Source organism: Streptomyces lacrimifluminis (assembly GCF_014646095.1).
Classification (GTDB): domain Bacteria; phylum Actinomycetota; class Actinomycetes; order Streptomycetales; family Streptomycetaceae; genus Streptomyces; species Streptomyces lacrimifluminis.
On sequence record NZ_BMMU01000026.1, the window covers coordinates 19,049 to 36,953 of the forward strand.

Below are 17,905 nucleotides of genomic sequence, written 5' to 3' on the forward strand. Positions count from 1 at the left end.
TCCCTGCGGGCGTCAGTCGTCCGCGGTGGCCTGCCGTACGTGCCGGGCGATGAAGGCGTAGATCTCCCGGGCCTTCTCCTCGTCGTCGAGGTCGTAGCCGTGGTCGACACCCGCCATGTCATGGTGCTCGACCAGTGCTCCCACCTGCCGCAGCCGCTCGGCGTAACGCAGGTTCTCCGCCAGGAGGCGGTCGTGCGCGGCCGTGACGACGAGAGCCGGGGCGATGCCCTTGAGGTCCGCGGTCTCCTTCGGGTGGGCGGGGGAGACGAGCCGGTCGGCGCGCTCGCGCGGGTCCGGCACGTACGCGCTGTCGAACACCTGGCCCATCCAGGGGCGCAGCACCGGCTTGGCGATGGCCGCCGGCTTGTCCTGCGCGGGGGTCGCGAGGTCGAGCGGCGCGTAGTGCAGGACCTGGAGCGCGATCGAGGGGCCGCCCTCCTCCAGGGACTGGCGTGCCACGGCCGCGGTGAGACCGCCGCCGGCGCTCTGTCCGCCCACGGTGAGCCGGGTGCCGTCCCAGCCGTGCTCGGCGCCGTGCGCGGCGATCCACCGCACGACCTCGTACGCCTGCCGGGGCGGTGCCGGGAACGGGTGCTGCGGGGCGACGACGTAGTCGACGTTGACGACCACCACGGCCGCCAGCGCGGCCACGGCCCGGCAGAACGCGTCGTCCGACTCCGTCAGCGGCAGGATGAATCCGCCGCCGTGGAAGTTGACGTGGACCGGCGGGGCCGGGTCCTCGGTCGCGGGCCGATAGACCGTGACGCGGGCGGGAGCGATCGACGTCGGGATTGTCAACTCGCTTGTGGTGCGCGGGAATTCGGGGAGGCGGGCGTGGTACGCGGCGGCGGAACCCCGGCCGCTGGGCCGTCGGTCCGCCAGCATGACGAGACGCTGCATCGTCTTGGCGATGAGGGAGGCCACCGCAGGCCTGGCCAGGAGGGACATGCGGTTCCGTTCGGTCGGGCTATTGCCAGGAATCCTGTCGATCGACAGGATCGCATTAAACACGACCGATGGGTTCAGTGGAAGCGGTTACGGCTTGCGGCTACGGCTTGTACGCGACCCCTCCGTACACGTCCGTCGGCTCCGGCGAGGTGCCCGGCTCGGGGTGCCACAGGGGGCAGGAGACGATGCCCGGCTCCACCAGTTCCAGGCCTTCGTAGAGCGCGGAGAGCTTGTCGGGGCTGCGCAGCACGTAGGGGACCGCGCCCGTGTCGTCGTACCCCTCCTGGGCGCGCTTGAGTTCCTCGTCGGTGTCCGTGCTGTCGTAGTGCACGAAATAGCTGCCCGGGGGCAGGGCCGCCTGGAGGCGCCGCGTGATCGACTTGGCCTCCTCCCAGTCGTGGATGTGGCCGAGGATGCCCATCAGCATCAGCGCCACCGGCTTGTCGAAGTCCAGGAACCCGCGTGCTGTCTCGATGATCTTCTCGGGTTGACGCAGATCCGCGTCCACGTAGTCCGTGGTGCCCTCGGGCGTGCTGGTGAGCAGGGCCTGGGCATGTCGCAGGACGAGCGGGTCGTTGTCGACGTAGACGATGCGCGACTCGGGGGCCACCTTCTGGGCGACCTGGTGCGTGTTGTCGTACGTCGGCAGGCCGGTGCCGATGTCGAGGAACTGGCGGACACCGCGCTCGCGGACCACGAAGGTGACCGCGCGGATGAGATAGGTGCGCGAGGCCCGGGCCATCGCCTCGATGTTGGGGGCGATCTCGCGGTACTCGTCGCCCGCCGCTCGGTCGACCTCGTAGTTGTCCTTGCCGCCCATCCAGTAGTTCCAGATACGGGCGGAGTGCGGCACCGTGGTGTCGATCTTGGACAGTGCTTCCTGGTCGGGGGTGAGCCGGCCGTCTGTCATCGGTGTTCTCCTGACTTGCCTCGCACGGACTTGACCAACCTATCGTCAACTGCCGGTTCGATACCCGGAGTTGGGACTGCTGGGGCGCGGGTGCACGGATGCGTCCGGTCGGTGGCCACCTCGGTCGTGGCGGAGGTGACGTTCACGCACACCACGGGAACGTGCTGGGCGAGCGTCCGGAACACCCGGGCGTAGGCGAGGGCGGCGGCCGAGGCCGCCGCCCCGTCGTCGCTGGGTTCACTGCCGTGCCCGACGCCGTGCTCACCCCCGGTGAGGTGGAGCATGGCGCCCTCCCGTTCCGCGACCGCCTCGGCGAAGTCGAGCGCCTGGATCCAGGTCACCCGGGACCGTCCGTGACGCAACGGTCCGTACACGAGTTCACCGATGATGCCGCCGTCGATGACCAGCCGGCCCGGTTCGGCCAGCAGGTCGCGGTACGGCCGAGCGGGATCGAGATGCTGCAGACGGCCCGGCGGTCGCCGTAACGGGAAGCCGAGCAGGGCCAGTTCGGATAACAGCTGGGTGCGGTGAACGCCCTCGTGGCCCTCGACGACCAGGGTCCGGTAAGGGGCGATGGTCTCCGTGACGGCCTGCGGAAGGTTCATCGCGTGCCCGTCCCCGTCCTGGGGGAGCGGCCCGGCAGAGGAGTGCCGGCGCGTCCGGGCGGCATGGCTCGACCGGGGGCGCGAGACGGCGTACGCATGCCGCTCCCTTCGGACTTCACAGTGGTGTGCGCACAGTGCTGCGCACGGTGGGACGTCAACTCCCCCAGTGTGTACAGGATCTGCCCACGGCGGGAGTGCACGTGCGGGTGGTCCGGTTGCGCGGGTGTCGCGGTGCGCCGTACTAGGGCCGCTCGCGCGGGAGGCGTACGGCGGGCGGAGGCGTCAGGCGATCAGGCGATCAGGAAATCCGCCTGGCCGGACTTGGCGCCCTCCAGGAACGCCACCATCTCGTCCCGGGAGTAGACCAGCGCGGGCCCGTCCGGGTCCTTGGACTGCCGGAACGCGACACTCCCGTCGGGCAGCCGCTTGGTCTCGACGCAACTTCCGCCGTTGGTGCCGCTCCAGGGCTTGTGCCAGCCCTCGGAGCCGAGTTCGGACGCGGGCATGCCGCTGTGGATGGGGCCGTTGGTTGCCATGGTTCACAACTCCTTACGCAGTGCTGCCAGGATCTCCCTGGTCCGAGCGACCGGCTCCGCCTGTACGGACATCCGGTCCAGTACCTCCAGGTACGTCACGACGTCGGCGGGCAGGTCGAAGTACTGCGCGCCGGCGAGGCTCTCCGTGTAGACGACGTCGGGCAGTTCGGAGAAGCCGAATCGGAAGTAGTGGAAGGGACCGAAGGCTCCCGGATGCGGACCCGCGGCGAAGCGCATGATCTGGAGCCGGACCTTCGGGTACTCCAACACCTCACTGAGGCGGTCGATCTGAGCCCGCATCACTTCGGCCCCGCCCACGGGCCTGCGCAGCACGGTCTCGTCCAGTACGGCCCAGACGGCGGGCGCCTCGGGCTTGTCGAGCAGGTCCTGACGCTTGAGCCGCAGGGCGACCCGGCGCCGGATGTCCTCGGGACTCGCGTTGGGGAAGCCGATGCGCAGCAGCGCGGCGGCGTAGTCCTCGGTCTGCAACAGGCCGGGGACGTAGTGGGGTTCGTAGAGCCGGATGACGCTGGCCTCGCTCTCCAGGCTCACGTAGGCGCTGAACCACTCCGGCAGCACATCGCGGTACGTGTACCACCAGCCCGGCTGGTTGGCCTCTCTGGCGAGGTGGAGGAAGTCCTCGATCTCCTTCGCCAGGACCCCGTAGGTGCGCAGCAACTCCTTCACGTAGGGGATGCGGAGGCCGACCTCGGCCTTCTCCATCCGGCGGACCGTCAACGGCGTGACCTCGATCGCCCGTGCGGCGTCCTCGAACGACACCCCTGCCCGCTCCCGCAGATGCCTCAGGCGCTTTCCGAGGACCATCCGAAGAACGGTGGGGGCACTTCCGCCTGAGCGGTTGTCGCTCACGTGGGACCTCCGGGGACCGCCGTCACAGCGGGCAGTGTGCCACGTCTTCGGTTCACACCGACAGGCCTTTGCGCTTCATTCTGAAATTATCAGAACGAAGGTTGCGAGCTGTGTCCGTCGGTCACCATAGTGACCGAGTGACCTGCCGCACATCGTGCGGTGGTGTCACCGAAGCCCGTCCGCCTGCCGGGAGGTTGACATCCCGGCAGATCGTGACGAACACGAAGATCCACGCCGACGTGATGCGAGACCTGGATGGCCGCCGTGACGAACGGACAACCGAGAAGCCCCGGCAGGGGCGCGGGCGGAGCCGACAAGGCGCTGTCGAGCGCACTCGGGGACGTCGGCTGCTCGTACGCGTCACTCGCGCACCGCGTCAACGAACTGGGCCGCCGCCAGGACGCGGACACCACCCACGACAAGGCGTCGGTGACCCGGTGGCTCCAGGGCCGGCAGCCCCGGGGCGGCACCCCCGAGTTGATCGCCCCCGTGCGCTGCGAGCGCCCGGCCCGTCCGCTGACCCCGGCGGACCTCGGCTTCGTACCAGACCGGCAACGCCCTGCCGTGGGCAGGGCACTTCTGTACGGCGAGGATGTCGCGGGGGTCCTGACGAGCCCTCAGCACGAGTGGTCGCTCTGGCTGCTGGAGAGGGACGGCACCGAAGGGGCCGGTGGTTCCGATGGTGCGGGTGGCATCCGTGCTGTTCCGGTCGCCGTCCCGCCTCCCGGCTGCGCAGGTTCCGTGGAGCAGGTCCACACGATGATCGGCATGTTCGACGAGACAAACAACCATTACGGGGGCGGCGGGGTTCGCACCAGCGTCGTGCACCACCTGTCCACCGAGATCATCCCCATGCGCCAGCGACGCGGCGTCGCCCCTGTCCGGCCGCGCGAGCTGTTCGCCGCCGCGGCCCGCCTCGCGGCGATGGCGGGCTGCGGTTCGTACGACGCGGGGGAGTACGGGCCGGCGCGGCGCAGCAGGACCCAGGGGCCGCGACTGGGTGCCCAGGGGCGCGACCGGGTGCTCGGCGGGCAGATCCTGGCCGACCTGTCCCCTCTGGCGACCAGCCTCGGGCGTCCCGACGAGGGTGGCTGTCCGGCCCGGGCGGGCCTTGCCACGGCAAGGGGTTCGGGCACCCCGCCCGGCCTGATGCGCCGGTACGCCGTGGCTGCCCGGGGACACGCGGCACTGGGCCGCACGCGGGAGACCTCCGATGCCCTGCTCGCGGTCGAACGGCAGCCTGCCGCGAGCCGGGGCAGCGCCCAGGAGTCTCCCCGGGTGCGCTTCCTGGACCACCACTGCCTGGAAGCGGGATCCGCGGTGTGTTTCCGGGACCTCGGCTGGGCGGCACAGGCGGAGGAGACCGTGACGCAGTCCGTACGCGCCCGCGCCGACCGCCGTCGGCGCCAGGCCATCAGCCGTTCCGTGCAGGCGACGGCCCTTCCGCGGCAGCACCGCCTCGGCGAGGCGCTCGGAACGGCGACGCGGGCGTTCGACGCGCTGAGCGCCGTCCACAGCGAACGCTCGATCCAGGCACTGCGGGACTTCCGCGGACGGCTCGCCCCGCACCGCGACGAGCCGATGGCGCAGGAGTTCGAACGCAGATCACGACCGGTGCTGGGAGCGGTGGCGTAGCCGGCGCAGGTACCACTACGCAGATGCAACCGGACAACCCCCGCACTCCCTCACCGGCGCAACGGAAAGGAGAACCCTCGAAGTTCTCGCTGGTCACCGGAGAGAGGGCGGGAAGGTCATCGGGGGGCAGGAAAACGGTATGAGGAGTGCACCGCCCATGCAGACCGGACGAGGCTCGGCCACCGAGCCGCAACAGGCAGGCCTGGCCGCCGAACTGGTGCGCCGGGCCGAGGAGGACCAGCGGCTGACCCGGCTGGCCCGCGAAGCGCCCACGGCGCTCAACCGGCATTACGTCACCCGGTGCCGCGGCGCCAACGCCGACGCGTTGAGATCGGTCGTGACCCGGCGCGGCTGGCCGGAGGCCGGTCAGGTCGGGGAGCCCGCCTCGACGGCGGCCCTGATGATCCTGCTGCACACCGCCGACCTCGGCTTCCAGCTCACCTGCCGCGATCTGATCGCGGAAGCCGTGGCGGACGGCGGCTGCCCGGCCGTGCACCACGCCTACATCGCAGACCACTGCGCGGTCGAGCTGGGGCAGCCACAGTTCTACGGCACCCGTATCAACGCCGACACCCTCTGCCCGTACCCGATCCGCCACCCCGAGACGGTCGAGGAACGCCGTCAGGATGTGGGCCTGGCCCCACTGGCGGAACATCTGCCCGCCTTGCGGCATGTCGTGAGCGGAATTCCCGACAGGGGATGTCCGGTATCAGCGACACCCTGGGCGTGACACCGGTTCCCGAGCCGGTTCGGCCGGGATCGCACTCACGCACGGAGGAGACACGGACATGCCGAGGACGACGGACAGCCCCCTGGACGGGCAGCAGCGGAAAGAGGCTCCGGGCGGGCCACTGGCGGGCAGGGTCGCCCTGGTCGCCGGGGCGACCCGCGGGGCCGGGCGCGGAATCGCCGTGGAACTCGGGGCCGCCGGGGCCACCGTTTACGTGACCGGCCGCAGCACCCGGCAGCGGCGCTCCGAGTACGACCGGCCGGAGACCATCGAGGACACCGCCGACCTGGTCACCGAGGCGGGCGGCCATGGCATCGCCGTACCCACCGACCATCTCGACCCGGCGCAGGTCCGGGCGCTGGTGGATCGTGTCGCCGAGGAGCAGGGCCGGCTCGACGTCCTGGTCAACGACATCTGGGGCGGTGAGAACCTCTTCGCGTGGGAGAGCCCTGTGTGGGAGCACGACCTCGACAACGGCCTGCGGCTGCTGCGACTGGCGGTCGAAACACACGCGATCACCAGCCACCACGCCCTGCCCCTGCTGCTGCGCAACCCCGGTGGTCTGGTCGTGGAGATGACCGACGGCACCGCCGACTACAACCGCGCGAACTACCGGGTCTCCTTCTTCTACGACCTCGCCAAGTCGTCCGTCCTGCGCATGGGCTTCGCCCTCGGCCACGAACTCGGCCCGCGCGGCGCCACCGCCGTGGCGCTCACCCCCGGCTGGCTGCGCTCCGAGATGATGCTCGAACACTACGGCGTCCAGGAGGAGAACTGGCGGGACGCCCTGGAACGCGTCCCGCACTTCGCCATCTCGGAGACCCCGCGTTTCGTGGGTCGCGCGGTGGCTGCCCTGGCGGCCGACCCCGACGTGGCCCGCTGGAACGGCGAGTCCCTCTCCAGCGGCGGACTCGCCCAGGTCTACGGCTTCACCGACCTCGACGGCAGCCGCCCGGACGCCTGGCGTTACCTGGTCGAGGTCCAGGACGCGGGGAAGCCGGCGGACGCGGACGGTTACCGCTAGAGATCTGGGATTCAGGGGTACGGGCGTCCGCGTCAGACGCGGTTGCCGGGTTCGCCGGTGCTCCCGGGTACCGGCAGGACCGGCCAGCGGGCGGAGTGGCCTGGTGGCAGGGCCAGATCCTTGCGCACGGCCGCGTAGTAGCCCTCGCGTCCGGACCGCTGACGTTCCAGCAGCGCCTGCCAGGCCCGCGGATTCTCGGTCCGCTCGCGGAGGAACGCCTCCATCTCCAGCAGTGTGGCGACCCACTCCCGGGCCTTCGTCACCACCTCGGGGTCGCCCAGCAGAAGCAGGGTCTCCCCGTACGGGTCCCGGGCGACGGTGGCCTCGGCGATGAGCGGTGCCGCCTCCTCCGGCGTCAGCGGATGAGGATGCGGGTCGTTGCCGAGGCTCGCCGCGACCCGGTACGTGAGAGTGACCGACTTCTTGAGCGCTCGCGCGTAGTCCGTGTACACCGACAGCCGCCGCTCCTCCCACCGCGCCTCCCGTTCGCGCCGGAAGCGGACGCGCTCCCCTCGTGCGACGGCCCAGTAGGAGCCGAGGGCGCCGATGACGACCCCTACGAGAGCGGGGAGTTGCTGAATGAACGCGGACATGTACGCACGTTATCCGCCCAGTTGATCGCCGGGACAGTACGGTCGGACCATGACACCGACTGGACGCTTCGACGGGTACGGGGCTCTCGACACGGGCGCGGCCCGGGGCATCGGTGCCGCCACCGTCCGGCGGCGGGCCGAGGAGGATGCGCGGGTGCTGGTGACCGACGTCGACTCCGACGCGGCCGAGCGCGCGGCGACGGCGCTGCGCGAACTGGGCCTGGCGGACGAGGCGTTCGGATGCGACGTGGCGGACCGGGCCTCGGTGGAGGCCGCCGTCGGTCACACCGTCGCCTCCTTCGGCTCGCTCGGCGTCCTGGCCGACAACGCCTACGGCTGGAGGCCGGACGCCCCGCTCTGGTGGCCTCCGGCCGGGGTGCCATCGTGGGCATCGGTTCGGTGAACGGCGTCCAGTCCTTCGGCAACCACGCCTACAGTGCGGCGAAGGCGGGCCTGACCTCCCTCCGCCGAACTGGAGGCGATGCGCGAGCCGTATTCCCTGGGGCGGGTCGGCGAGCCGGAGGACATCGCGGCGGCCTCACGGCGGCCAACACCGGATTCCGCCGGGTGACCGGGCCGGAGAACGGGCAGGAGACGGGGGCGGTGACGACGTAGGACAGCCACAGGAATGTCACCGTTTTGTCCCGGCCCGGGCGGTCCTACAACCGATCACCCGGAACGCCGGTCTACCAAGCAGAGAACGTTCATGACAACCCGCACGCAGCACGTAGGAGAGAGGCACCGACATGGGGGACGTACGCAGACGAGGGGCCGTCGCGCTCGGGATCACGGGGCTCGTGGCGCCGCTCACGCTCGTGCTCGGCACTGCCCCGGCGCAGGCCGCGAGCTGCACGACGCAGACCGGGCCGTACCAGAAGAAGGTGGAGAAGTTCCTCGGGCGGCCCGTCGACGGCGTGCAGTCCGTCGGTGACTGCAAGGCCATCCAGGGCTTCCAGAAGAAGCACGGCATCACCCCCAGCGCGGGCTACGCGGGTTCCGTCACCTGGGGCGTGATGGACCTGATGCAGAAGCAGAAGGCCGTCGGCAACAAGCCCAACAAGGAAGGAAAGTGCCCCACCAACAAGGGCCGTATAGCCTGCGTCAACCTCACGCTCCAGCTGAGCTGGATCCAGGACGGCAGCCGTCTCGTCTACGGCCCGGTGCCGGTCCGCACCGGCCGCAACGGCTACGAGACCCGCACCGGCCTGAAGAAGATCTACTGGCGGAACATCGACCACGTCTCGTCCATCTACGACGTCCCCATGCCCTACAGCCAGTTCTTCGACGGCGGCCAGGCCTTCCACTCGGTCGGCCTCAGCATGTGGAACCCGCCGGGCTCGCACGGCTGCGTCAACATGACGAAGGCGACCGCCAAGAAGTACTGGTCGCTGCTGAAGAAGGGCGACGACGTTTTCGTGTACGGCCGCAAGCCGGGCACCTGAGGCACCCGGCCGTCTCTCGCCCCCTGCCTCCGGTCCTACGCCTCGGGTGCGTCCCCGAAGTCCGGGATCGGCAGCCTTGTCCCGCCCTGCCGCGCCGAGTCGTGCGCCACGATGCCCGGCAGGGTGTAGCGGGCGGCCACCCAGGCGTTCACCGACGGCAGGGTGCGGGTGTTCACCGCGGTCACGAAGTCGTCCACCAGGAAGTGGTGGCTGCCCTCGTGGCCGTTGTGCAGTTCGTCGAACTCCCTCGGAAGCCGCGAGCGGTCGTGCACCGGAGCCGAGCCGGAGGTGAACGCGGCCCGCAGGTCCGGAGCGATGTGCTGGAGTGACGGATCGTCAGCAGCCATGGTGGGCTTGGGTTCCAGCAGCTCACTGATGTCCGTGACCCCCTTCTTGTCCTGCCAGAGGGCGACCGTGGCGAGCTGCTCCATGCTCGCGTCCGTACCGAAGAACCGGAACCGCGACTCCCGGATCTGCGAGGGGTAGCCGACCCGGCGGAACTCGTTCGTACGGAACGAACCGCCGCCCGCGACCTCGAACAGCGCGCTCGCGTTGGAGTAGTCGTTGCCGAACTGGCTGACCTCCTTGTCGAACACACCGTCACCGCGCTCGTCGCGCACCCCGATCGCCGACACGCTCACCGCGTGCGTCTGCCAGGCACCGAGCACCCCGCCCACCGAGTGCGTCGGGTACAGGAGCGGGGGATAGCTGGCGGTCGCCTTCCAGTTCTCGCCGCCGCTGTACCGGTAGGCCTCGTAGAACCCGAGGTCCATGTCGTGGACGTAGTCGCCCTCTGCGTAGAAGAGCCTGCCGAAGGCGCCCTCGGCGATCTGGTTGCGGGCGTGGACGGTCGCCGGGTTGTACTGACTCGTTTCACCCATCATGTAGGTGAGCCCGGTGGCCCGCACGGCGTCGATGATCGCGCCGATCTCCGCCGCGGTGACCGCCATCGGCACCGCCGAGTACACGTGCTTGCCGGCGCCGAGGCCCTGGAGGACCAGCGGGCCGTGCGTCCAGCGCTGGGTGAAGATCGCCACCGCGTCGACCGCAGGCGATTCCAGCATCGCCTCGTACGAGGGGAACGTGCCCGACAGGCCTTCAGCCGCAGCCAGTTGCTCCGCGCGCTCCGGCAGGAGGTCGGTCACGTACACCTCGCCCACGCCCGGATGGGCGAGGAACAGCTTGGCGAACTGGCCGGAGAACTGCCCGGCGCCCACGATGCCGAGGGAGAACGTCATGGAGTGCGTGCCCTTCTTTGGTGTTCTTCGGTGTTCGACCGGTGACCTGGGTGTCGTCACTGGTCGAGGATCAGGTTGATCTGGCTGTTGGTCCGGTCGAGGCTGGTCACGGACCTGCCGTTGCCGAAGATGTCCTGCATGGCCGGATGCATCAACGCGTACACGTCCGCCGCGTAGTTGGTGATCGGGTAGGAGAAGGTGGCGAACTCCTTGCCGCCCGCCTTCTCGTCGGCGACCGGCCGGGTGAACGCCGAGACGTCGATGCCCTTCTTCTCGTACGCGGCCACCGCTGCCTTCGTCCCGTCGGGCGTGGCCGGGAAGACGATGCCGTAACTCCCCACCTTCTGCTGGCACTTGGCGGATGCCAGGTACGTGACCCACTTCTTGGCGCCCGGCATGTTGTGGGCGTCCTTGGTGATGGAGTCGGCGAGGCCGTTCATCATCGTCGCGCGCCTGCCCGTCGGGCCGGCCGGAGTGACGGCGGTGGCGATGTCCAGGTTCTTGAAGCCGGCGTAGGACGAGATCATCCAGGCGCCGTCGAACGCGGCTGCCGCCCTCCCCGAAGAGACCTGGGTGTTGGCCTGGTTGGACTGGGAGTTGTAGTCCGTGAAGGGGACCATGTAGCCCTTCTCCGCCAGACCGAAGTACCACTTGATCACCGACTGGAAGGTGCTGCTGTCGTACTGGTACTCGGTGCCCCAGCGCTTCTCGTTCGTGTAGGTCCAGCCCGCCGACGCGGCGAAGGTGCTCCACTGGGTCTGGCCGTCGCCGTCGCCGCCCCCGTTGGTGGCCAGGCCGTACACCTTGACGTTGTTCCTGTCGAAGCCGGCCTCGTCGCCGCGCTTCCCGTTCCTGTCGACGGTGAGATGCGCGATCGCCTTCTCGAAGGTGCCGCCGTCCTCGGGGTTCCAGGAGAGGTCGTTCAGCTGCGCGGCCGTGAGACCGGCGGCCTTCGTCAGTTTCCGGTTGTAGAAGAGGGCGACGGTGTCCCAGTCCTTCGGAGCGCCGTAGCGGTGGCCGTCCTGACCCATCCAGTTGGCGGCGAGGCCGGGTTGGTAGGCGGCGTCGTCGATACCGAGGTCGTCGAGCGGTTCGAGGACCTTCAGGTCGGCGAACTGGCCGAACTTCTGGATGTGGTCGGTGAAGACGTCCGGCTGCGTCCCCGCGATGAAGCTCGCGGTGAGCTTGGTCCAGTAGTCGTCCCAGCCCAACTGGGTGATCTCCACCGTCAGGCCGGGGTTCTCCCGCTCGAAGTCCTCCGCGCAGGCCTCGTAGGCGGGTTGCTGGTTGGCGTCCCACAGCCAGTACGTCACCGTGTCCGACGACGAACCGGCCGCTCCGCCCTGCGCGCAACCGGTCACGAGGGACAGCGCCAGGGCCCCGGTCAGTGCCACGACCGTACGAATTCGCATGTCCGTCCTCGCAGTTGGTCCGTGGGTCAGTGGATCGGTCGACGCGGTCACTTGATGCCCGTGAAGCCGACGGAGCTCACGATGCGGCGCGCGAAGCACCCGAACAGCACGAGCATCGGCAGCGCCGCGATCAGCGTCGCCGCCATCAGCCCCGACCAGTCGACGCCCGTCTGCGGGGTCTGCGCCCGGAAGATCGCCAGCGCCACCGTGAGAACACGCGAACTGTCGCTGTACGACACCATCAGCGGCCAGAAGTAGTCGTTCCAGGCGGTGATGTACGTCAGGATCGCGAGCGTGAGCACCGGCGTGGACGCCATCGGCAGCAGCACCCGGAAGAACACGCGGACCTTGCCGGCGCCGTCGAGCAGCGCGGCCTCCTCGACCTCGCGCGGGATGTTCATGAAGAACTGGCGCAGGAAGAAGACGGCGAAGGGAGTCATGAACATCGTCGGCAGCGCGATCCCCAACAGGTTGTCCACCAGACCGAGTTGCTTGATCAGGACGAAGTTCGGCAGCAAGGTGAAGATCGCCGGGACCATCAGACCCGCCAGGAACAGCCCGAACACCGTGTCCCGGCCGCGCCAGCGCAGCCGGGCGAAGGCGTACGCGGCCATCGCCGAGAAGAAGATCTGGCAGCCGGTGATCAGGGTCGACACGACGACCGAGTTGAGGAGGTAGCGCCAGAAGTCCAGGCCGCCGCCCGCTCCGCCCTGCGCTATCGCCTCCTCGGTGGACTGCAGACCCAGCGCCCGCTCGAAACCCCCGGTCGTCGGATGCACCGGCAGGGGGTTCGTCGGGTCGGCGGCGAGGCCCGCGTTGGTGGACAGCGCGGTGCGCAGGATCCAGTAGAACGGCAGCAGGGTGACCAGCACGATCGCGGCCATCACCGCCCAGGCGGCGATCCGCCCGGGGGAGGGTGTGCGCCGCAGCGGGCGTACGGCCGCCTTGGTGGGTGTCGGGGTCGGTACCGGTGTCGTCAGGGTTGCCATGACGTGCTCCTTCTGCCGGTCAGCCGAGGTCGGTGTGGCCGGCCCGGGTGAGCCGGTACTGGAGGAAGGTGATCGCGCTCAGCACGATGAGGAGGGCCACGGACATCGCGGAGGCGTAGCCGAACTGGAAGCGGCCGAAGGCGGAGCCGTAGATGTAGAACTGCAGCACGTTGGTGGCGTTCGCCGGACCGCCCGCCGTCGTCACCGCGACCGTGTCGAACACCTGGAACGAGCCGATCACCGTCATGATCAGGACCACCGCGAGGACCGGCCGCAGCAACGGCATCGTGATGCGCCGGAACATCCGCCACTCGCTCGCCCCGTCCACCTTGGCCGCCTCGTACATGTCGTTCGGGATGGCCTGCAGACCCGCGAAGATCAGCAGTGCGGTGTAGCCGACGTGTCGCCAGACGTTGATGACCGCGATGGTCGGGATCGCCCAGGTCTCGTCCGCGAGGAACGGGATCCGGTCGAAGCCGAGGCCCGCGACGATCTCGTTGCCGATGCCGAGCTGGGTGTCGAGGATCCAGAGCCAGACGATGCCCGCGACGACGTTCGACATCAGATACGGGGTGAGCACGATCCCGCGCAGCACCGCAGACTGGGTCAGCCGCTGGAGGAGTACGGCGATGGCGAGCGCCGACACCGTCTGCACACCGATGTTGATGGCGACGTACTCGACGGTGACCGTCAACGAGTCCCAGAAGATGGGGTCGTTGACCATGCGGACGTAGTTGTCGAGCCCTACCCACTCGGCCGGGGTCAGCAGGTTGAAGCGGGTGAAGCTCAGATAGACGCCCCGCAGCGTCGGCCAGAGCAGGAACACCAGGAAGCCCAGCATCGCCGGGGCGACGAAGAGCGCCGCGAGCGCACCGTCACCGCGTGGTCGACGCAGGGGAGGGCTGGTGGAGGCGACGGTCATGGAGAGACTCCCTCGTCTGCTCGTCGGCGGCTCGTCCTCAGTGGCACTTACTTTCGAGGTGGAATAATCCATCCGTCAAGATGCGGGCAGACATCTTTTCCGGATGGGGAAAACGGCCGTAGGGTGACATCGCTAGTCCGCGTTACTTCCATGTCGAAAGAAAAGGTGAGGGTTCGACGTCATGACCGCAGTGACCGACGGCTGGCCGCCGCTGAGTCCCGGCGAGCGCTCGGTGGCGATCGAGGTGCTCGTCAACGGCCCCCTGTCCCGGGCGGAACTCGCCCGGCGGCTCGACCTCTCCGCCGGCAGCCTCACCCGGCTGACCAAGCCCCTGCTCGAATCGGGACTGCTCGTCGAGGTCCCCGACGCCGGATCCCCGGCCGAGGTGCGCCAGGGGCGCCCCTCACAGCCGCTCGACGTCGTCTCCGAGTCCAGGGCCTTCCTCGGCTTCAAGATCACCGAGGACATGGTCTACAGCGTCGTCACCACGCTGCGCGGTGTGGTCGTCGCCCGCCTCGACCGGCCCCTCACCGGCCGTGACCCGGCCCACGTCGCCGACCTGGTCGGCGGGATGACCGCCGAACTGACCGCCGCCCATCCCGCCGTGTCCGGCATCGGGATCGGGGTCGGCGGACGCGTCGAGAAGCGCTCCGTGGTCGCCGACTCCGTCTTCCTCGACTGGTACGACGTTCCGCTCGCGGAACTCGTCGAGGAGCGCACGGGGCTGCGGGTGGTCGTCGAGAACGACGTCACCGCCCTCGTCGAGGCGGAGAGCTGGTTCGGCGCGGGCCGCGGCCTCGACCGCTTCGCGGTCCTCACCATAGGAGCGGGCCTCGGCTACGGCCTGGTCAGCGGTGGCCGGCGGGTGCGGTCCGCAGAGGACGGCCTCGGCATCGGGCGCCGCTGGATCGTCAACCCGAACGGTCCGCTCACCCCCGACGGGGAGCGCGGCAGTGCCATCTCCCTGCTCACCATCCCCAGCATCCGTTACCAGATCCGCGCCGCCACCGGCCATGACCTGACGTACGACGAGATCCTCGCCAGTGCCGCCGCCGGTGACCCCATGGCCTCCCGCGTCGTCGACGAGGCGGCCCGAGCGCTGGGCACGCTGGTCGCCCAGATCGCCAACTTCGCGATGCCCGAGAAGATTCTTCTCGCCGGGGAGGGCGTCGGGCTCGTCGAGGTGGCGGGCGCCGCGGTCGAGGAGAGCATCCTCGCCAACCGGCATCCGCTCGCGGACCCGGTCGACCTGGAGACCAAGGTCTCCGACTTCCACGACTGGGCGCGCGGGGCCGCCGTACTCGCCCTTCAGGTGCTTGTACTGGGGGCGGCCGGCAGATGAATTCCGGCGGTGGAGTGGCGGACGCCGGGCGGTGGACGTGATCAGCAACACGGTCACCAATGCCGGAATGGTCCGTATTGATCTATTTGGTCTTCACTTGGAGCGGCATATGCTTCACAGCATGTCCACCACTCTTCAATCCGCCTCTGATCGCTCGGCAGCCGACGTCAACGAAGAGATCCGGGCTCTGTGGCTCCGGTCGGGCGGGATTCTCAACAGCGAGCAGCGGCTGACCTATCAGCAGCTCGTCGCCGAGTGGGCAGCGGTCTCCCCGCACCCCGGGGACGAGGCGTAACCACTTTCGTCAGACATTCCAACAGCAGGGCCGGGGCCGCGCACAGAGCGCGTCAGCCCCGGCCTCTTGTGTTTCTCAGCTCCACGTGGCCGAGTAGGACCGTCGGTAGTCCCTTCGATCCTGTTCCACCCGGAACCACCGCGTGGCGACCAGGGCGATCAGACTGCCGCCCACGATGAGCAGCCCGGGGCCCACGTTCTTCGGGTCCGCGAGCCTGTCCAGCAGGGCCTGCCCGGCGGAGCCACCTGTCACCGGTGCCACGGAGCCCGGCTCGGCCTCGTCGGGAGCGACGGCGCTCTGCGTGGCCGACGCCGCCGGTGACGGCGCCGGAGCGGCAGCCTGGCCCGCCTGGCCGATCAGCCGGACGTTGAGCGCGGACAGTGCCTTGGTCACCGGCTGGAAGAACGTCGTACCGCCGCTCCTGCAGTCGCCGTTGCCGCCCGAGGTGATCCCGAGCGCGATGCCCTCGGAGAACAAGGGGCCGCCGCTGTCGCCCGATTCGGCGCACACGGTGGTCTCGATCAGGCCCGACACCGTGCCCTCCGGGTAGTTGACCGTGGCGTTGAGACCGGTCACCTTGCCGTCGCGCAGCCCGGTGGTGCTGCCGCTGCGGAACACCTTCTGGCCGACGGTCGGATCGGCCGCACCCGTGATGCGCACACCCCGGCCGTCGCCGATGGCGACGACATCGGCGCCGTCACCGGCGGAACCGCCGTTGTACTGCACCAGCGAGTAGTCGTTGATCGGGAAGCTGCCGCTGATCGTCTTGCCGATCTCCGTCGCACCCCCGGTGTCCGCGAACCAGACCGAACCGTTGGGCCCGCAGTGACCGGCCGTGAGGATGAAGTCGGCCGACCCGTTGGTCACGTTGAAGCCCGCCGAGCAGCGTCCGCCGGTCGACAGGATCGGCTGCGCCGCGTTGATGCGGGTGGTGAAGGCGCCCTGGGTCCGCTCCATGCGTACGGAGCCGCCGATGCCCTCGGCGACCGCGGACAGTCTGGCCCAGTCGGCGACCGACACGGTGCTGTCGGCCTGGACGACCACCTCGTTCTTCGTGTAGTCGACCGCCCAGGCGGTGCCCGCCACGCGCGGCGCCGAACGCAGCGTCCGGGTCGCCGACTTGAGGTCGTTCATGCTGTGGTCCACGACCTTGGCGCGGGCGCCCGCCTTCTCGACCGCAGCCGCCGCCTCGGCGTCGGTGACCGCGACGACCGGCTTCCCGTCGGACGCGATCCAGCTGCCCGCCGTCCGGTCGGTGCCGAGTTCGGTGACGAGTTCGCTGCCGGTGGTGCCGGCCGCCTGGGCGGAGCTGAAGGGCATAGTGGCTTGTGGGGGCTCGGTCGCCACAGCCTGGGTGACCATTAATCCGCCGAGGATGACTCCGCCGACGGCCGCCAGCCGTGTCGCTCGCCGGACGATCCGTCGTCGTGCGTGCCTCATCAATGGCTCCCGAACCCTGAACGCGCGGTGTCGACACCGCGGGGCCCTCCGGTCGTTGAGTGACCCTCACTTCCATACGTGGCGAGCGGTGTTCCTGTTCAGCGACTCCAAGATCCCGTTCGGGTCCGTCGGCCGAGGGCGGATCGGTCAGGCCTTGCGGGCCACTCCGCAGTACATGGCGACCTCCGCCGGATCGTCCTCCCCGGGACAGAATCCCTCCGGGCGCCAGTGCGAACAGGACACGACCCCCGGCTCCAGGAGTTCCAGACCGTCGAAGAAGCGCGCCACCTCCTCGGGGCTGCGCTGGGTCAGCCGAGGGGTGCCGTGCGCGTTCCAGTACCGGACCGCCGCGTCCACCTCGGCCAGCGCCGGGCCGGTGATCGTGTGCGAGAGCGCGAGGTGGCTGCCCGGGGGAAGGGCGTCCATCAGTCGCCGTACGACACCGTGCGGGTCCTCCCCGTCGCCGAGGAAGATGACCACCCCGAGCAGCATCAGAGCGACGGGCCGGGTGAGGTCCAGGGTGCGCGCGGCCTGTTCGAGGATCGCGTCGACGTTGCGCAGGTCCTCGTCGACATGGTCGGTACGTCCCTCGGGGGTGCTGGTGAGAAGGGCGCGCGCGTGCACCATGACGAGCGGGTCGTTGTCCACGTACACGACCCGGGTGTCCGGGGCGATCCGCTGGGCCACCTCGTGCGTGTTGTCGGCGGTCGGCAGTCCGGTTCCGATGTCGACGAACTGCCGGATGCCGCACTCGGTGACCAGATGGCGCACGGCCCGCCCCAGGAAGAGGCGGTCCGCGCGGGCGTACTCGCCGATGCCCGGGTGCAGTTCGCGGATCCGGTCACCTGCCGCGCGGTCGACCTCGTAGTGGTCCCGGCCGCCGAGCCAGTAGTTCCAGATCCGGGCGGTGTGCGGCTGGCGCGAGTTGATCCGCGCACGCAGCGAGGCGATCGGCGAGTTCTCGGGCACGGGGG

General features: G+C 69.6%; 18 protein-coding genes and 1 pseudogene. 7 read left to right on the forward strand and 12 right to left on the reverse strand.

The genetic code is table 11. The features are described from left to right. Positions 1-12: 12 nt before the first annotated feature. The 5 genes from IEY89_RS30380 to IEY89_RS30400 all read right to left on the reverse strand — a co-directional run bounded on the left by IEY89_RS30380 (position 13) and on the right by IEY89_RS30400 (position 3,869). Complete coding sequence (locus IEY89_RS30380; protein WP_189150730.1) at positions 13-948, reverse strand: alpha/beta hydrolase; 936 nt, start codon at positions 946-948, stop codon at positions 13-15. 100 nt (positions 949-1,048) lie between these two features. Further along, positions 1,049-1,858 carry an SAM-dependent methyltransferase gene (locus IEY89_RS30385; RefSeq protein ID WP_189150731.1) on the reverse strand — a complete coding sequence of 270 codons (810 nt, stop codon included), beginning with the start codon at positions 1,856-1,858 and terminating at the stop codon, positions 1,049-1,051. Further along, entirely contained in the window at positions 1,855-2,463 is a 609-nt protein-coding gene (locus IEY89_RS30390; RefSeq protein ID WP_229695485.1) for a hypothetical protein, read from the reverse strand. Before IEY89_RS30390 ends, IEY89_RS30385 begins: the two co-directional genes overlap by 4 nt. A gap of 290 nt (positions 2,464-2,753) precedes the next feature. Further along, positions 2,754-2,999, reverse strand: coding sequence for a DUF397 domain-containing protein (locus IEY89_RS30395; RefSeq protein ID WP_189150732.1), 246 nt, complete (start codon positions 2,997-2,999; stop codon positions 2,754-2,756). A 3-nt stretch (positions 3,000-3,002) separates the two neighbouring features. Next, positions 3,003-3,869, reverse strand: a complete 867-nt coding sequence (locus IEY89_RS30400) for a helix-turn-helix domain-containing protein (protein WP_506004854.1) — start codon at positions 3,867-3,869, stop codon at positions 3,003-3,005. 255 nt (positions 3,870-4,124) lie between these two features. On the opposite strand from IEY89_RS30400, the gene IEY89_RS30405 reads away from it, so the two are divergent. The 3 genes from IEY89_RS30405 to IEY89_RS30415 all read left to right on the forward strand — a co-directional run bounded on the left by IEY89_RS30405 (position 4,125) and on the right by IEY89_RS30415 (position 7,258). Further along, positions 4,125-5,504: an NsdA family TPR-like regulatory protein gene (locus IEY89_RS30405; RefSeq protein WP_189150734.1), complete on the forward strand. Its 1,380-nt coding sequence runs from the start codon at positions 4,125-4,127 to the stop codon at positions 5,502-5,504. A gap of 157 nt (positions 5,505-5,661) precedes the next feature. Then, positions 5,662-6,234 (forward strand): DUF6624 domain-containing protein, encoded by a 573-nt coding sequence (locus IEY89_RS30410; RefSeq protein ID WP_189150735.1) that lies wholly within the window; start codon positions 5,662-5,664, stop codon positions 6,232-6,234. A 58-nt stretch (positions 6,235-6,292) separates the two neighbouring features. After that, the gene (locus IEY89_RS30415) at positions 6,293-7,258 is read left to right on the forward strand and encodes an SDR family oxidoreductase (protein WP_189150736.1); all 966 of its coding nucleotides are present in this window, start codon (positions 6,293-6,295) and stop codon (positions 7,256-7,258) included. Positions 7,259-7,290: 32 nt separating this feature from the next. Here the strand turns inward: IEY89_RS30415 and IEY89_RS30420 are convergent, their stop codons facing one another. After that, on the reverse strand, positions 7,291-7,851 hold the full coding sequence (locus IEY89_RS30420; protein WP_189150737.1) for a hypothetical protein: 561 nt from the start codon (positions 7,849-7,851) through the stop codon (positions 7,291-7,293). 49 nt (positions 7,852-7,900) lie between these two features. On the opposite strand from IEY89_RS30420, the pseudogene IEY89_RS30425 reads away from it, so the two are divergent. Both IEY89_RS30425 and IEY89_RS30430 read left to right on the forward strand, forming a co-directional pair. Next, a pseudogene (locus IEY89_RS30425) lies at positions 7,901-8,389 on the forward strand (SDR family NAD(P)-dependent oxidoreductase); the annotation flags it as partial. Between the two features lie 208 nt (positions 8,390-8,597). Further along, positions 8,598-9,293, forward strand: coding sequence for a L,D-transpeptidase (locus IEY89_RS30430; protein WP_189150738.1), 696 nt, complete (start codon positions 8,598-8,600; stop codon positions 9,291-9,293). A 35-nt stretch (positions 9,294-9,328) separates the two neighbouring features. Here IEY89_RS30430 and IEY89_RS30435 read toward each other — a convergent pair whose 3' ends face one another. From IEY89_RS30435 to IEY89_RS30450, 4 genes are read right to left on the reverse strand one after another with little or no spacing between them, the layout of a single operon-like run. Continuing rightward, entirely contained in the window at positions 9,329-10,531 is a 1,203-nt protein-coding gene (locus IEY89_RS30435) for a Gfo/Idh/MocA family protein (RefSeq protein WP_189150739.1), read from the reverse strand. A gap of 56 nt (positions 10,532-10,587) precedes the next feature. Continuing rightward, positions 10,588-11,943 carry an ABC transporter substrate-binding protein gene (locus tag IEY89_RS30440; RefSeq protein ID WP_189150740.1) on the reverse strand — a complete coding sequence of 452 codons (1,356 nt, stop codon included), beginning with the start codon at positions 11,941-11,943 and terminating at the stop codon, positions 10,588-10,590. 47 nt (positions 11,944-11,990) lie between these two features. Next, positions 11,991-12,932, reverse strand: coding sequence for a carbohydrate ABC transporter permease (locus IEY89_RS30445; protein WP_189150741.1), 942 nt, complete (start codon positions 12,930-12,932; stop codon positions 11,991-11,993). Positions 12,933-12,951: 19 nt separating this feature from the next. Further along, entirely contained in the window at positions 12,952-13,854 is a 903-nt protein-coding gene (locus tag IEY89_RS30450) for a carbohydrate ABC transporter permease (protein ID WP_189150742.1), read from the reverse strand. A 181-nt stretch (positions 13,855-14,035) separates the two neighbouring features. Between IEY89_RS30450 and IEY89_RS30455 the strand changes: the two genes are divergently transcribed. Both IEY89_RS30455 and IEY89_RS30460 read left to right on the forward strand, forming a co-directional pair. Then, a complete protein-coding gene (locus IEY89_RS30455; RefSeq protein ID WP_189150743.1) occupies positions 14,036-15,196 on the forward strand; it encodes an ROK family transcriptional regulator in 1,161 nt (386 codons plus the stop codon). Positions 15,197-15,305: 109 nt separating this feature from the next. After that, positions 15,306-15,491 carry a hypothetical protein gene (locus IEY89_RS30460; RefSeq protein ID WP_189150744.1) on the forward strand — a complete coding sequence of 62 codons (186 nt, stop codon included), beginning with the start codon at positions 15,306-15,308 and terminating at the stop codon, positions 15,489-15,491. A 75-nt stretch (positions 15,492-15,566) separates the two neighbouring features. On the opposite strand, the gene IEY89_RS30465 is transcribed toward IEY89_RS30460, so the two are convergent. Next, on the reverse strand, positions 15,567-16,931 hold the full coding sequence (locus tag IEY89_RS30465) for a S1 family peptidase (protein ID WP_189150745.1): 1,365 nt from the start codon (positions 16,929-16,931) through the stop codon (positions 15,567-15,569). A gap of 147 nt (positions 16,932-17,078) precedes the next feature. Continuing rightward, positions 17,079-17,900, reverse strand: coding sequence for an SAM-dependent methyltransferase (locus IEY89_RS30470; protein WP_189150746.1), 822 nt, complete (start codon positions 17,898-17,900; stop codon positions 17,079-17,081). Between the last annotated feature and the right edge of the window lie 5 nt (positions 17,901-17,905).

Coding starts and splice junctions, on each gene's coding strand:
- IEY89_RS30390 (WP_229695485.1), bottom strand. CDS start 2,463: ATGAACCTTCCGCAGGCCGTCACGGAGACCATCGCCCCTTACCGGACC.
- IEY89_RS30435 (WP_189150739.1), bottom strand. CDS start 10,531: ATGACGTTCTCCCTCGGCATCGTGGGCGCCGGGCAGTTCTCCGGCCAG.
- IEY89_RS30430 (WP_189150738.1), top strand. CDS start 8,598: ATGGGGGACGTACGCAGACGAGGGGCCGTCGCGCTCGGGATCACGGGG.
- IEY89_RS30440 (WP_189150740.1), bottom strand. CDS start 11,943: ATGCGAATTCGTACGGTCGTGGCACTGACCGGGGCCCTGGCGCTGTCC.
- IEY89_RS30420 (WP_189150737.1), bottom strand. CDS start 7,851: ATGTCCGCGTTCATTCAGCAACTCCCCGCTCTCGTAGGGGTCGTCATC.
- IEY89_RS30445 (WP_189150741.1), bottom strand. CDS start 12,932: ATGGCAACCCTGACGACACCGGTACCGACCCCGACACCCACCAAGGCG.
- IEY89_RS30410 (WP_189150735.1), top strand. CDS start 5,662: ATGCAGACCGGACGAGGCTCGGCCACCGAGCCGCAACAGGCAGGCCTG.
- IEY89_RS30405 (WP_189150734.1), top strand. CDS start 4,125: ATGGCCGCCGTGACGAACGGACAACCGAGAAGCCCCGGCAGGGGCGCG.
- IEY89_RS30465 (WP_189150745.1), bottom strand. CDS start 16,931: ATGAGGCACGCACGACGACGGATCGTCCGGCGAGCGACACGGCTGGCG.
- IEY89_RS30380 (WP_189150730.1), bottom strand. CDS start 948: ATGTCCCTCCTGGCCAGGCCTGCGGTGGCCTCCCTCATCGCCAAGACG.
- IEY89_RS30450 (WP_189150742.1), bottom strand. CDS start 13,854: ATGACCGTCGCCTCCACCAGCCCTCCCCTGCGTCGACCACGCGGTGAC.
- IEY89_RS30415 (WP_189150736.1), top strand. CDS start 6,293: ATGCCGAGGACGACGGACAGCCCCCTGGACGGGCAGCAGCGGAAAGAG.
- IEY89_RS30455 (WP_189150743.1), top strand. CDS start 14,036: ATGACCGCAGTGACCGACGGCTGGCCGCCGCTGAGTCCCGGCGAGCGC.
- IEY89_RS30385 (WP_189150731.1), bottom strand. CDS start 1,858: ATGACAGACGGCCGGCTCACCCCCGACCAGGAAGCACTGTCCAAGATC.
- IEY89_RS30395 (WP_189150732.1), bottom strand. CDS start 2,999: ATGGCAACCAACGGCCCCATCCACAGCGGCATGCCCGCGTCCGAACTC.
- IEY89_RS30460 (WP_189150744.1), top strand. CDS start 15,306: ATGCTTCACAGCATGTCCACCACTCTTCAATCCGCCTCTGATCGCTCG.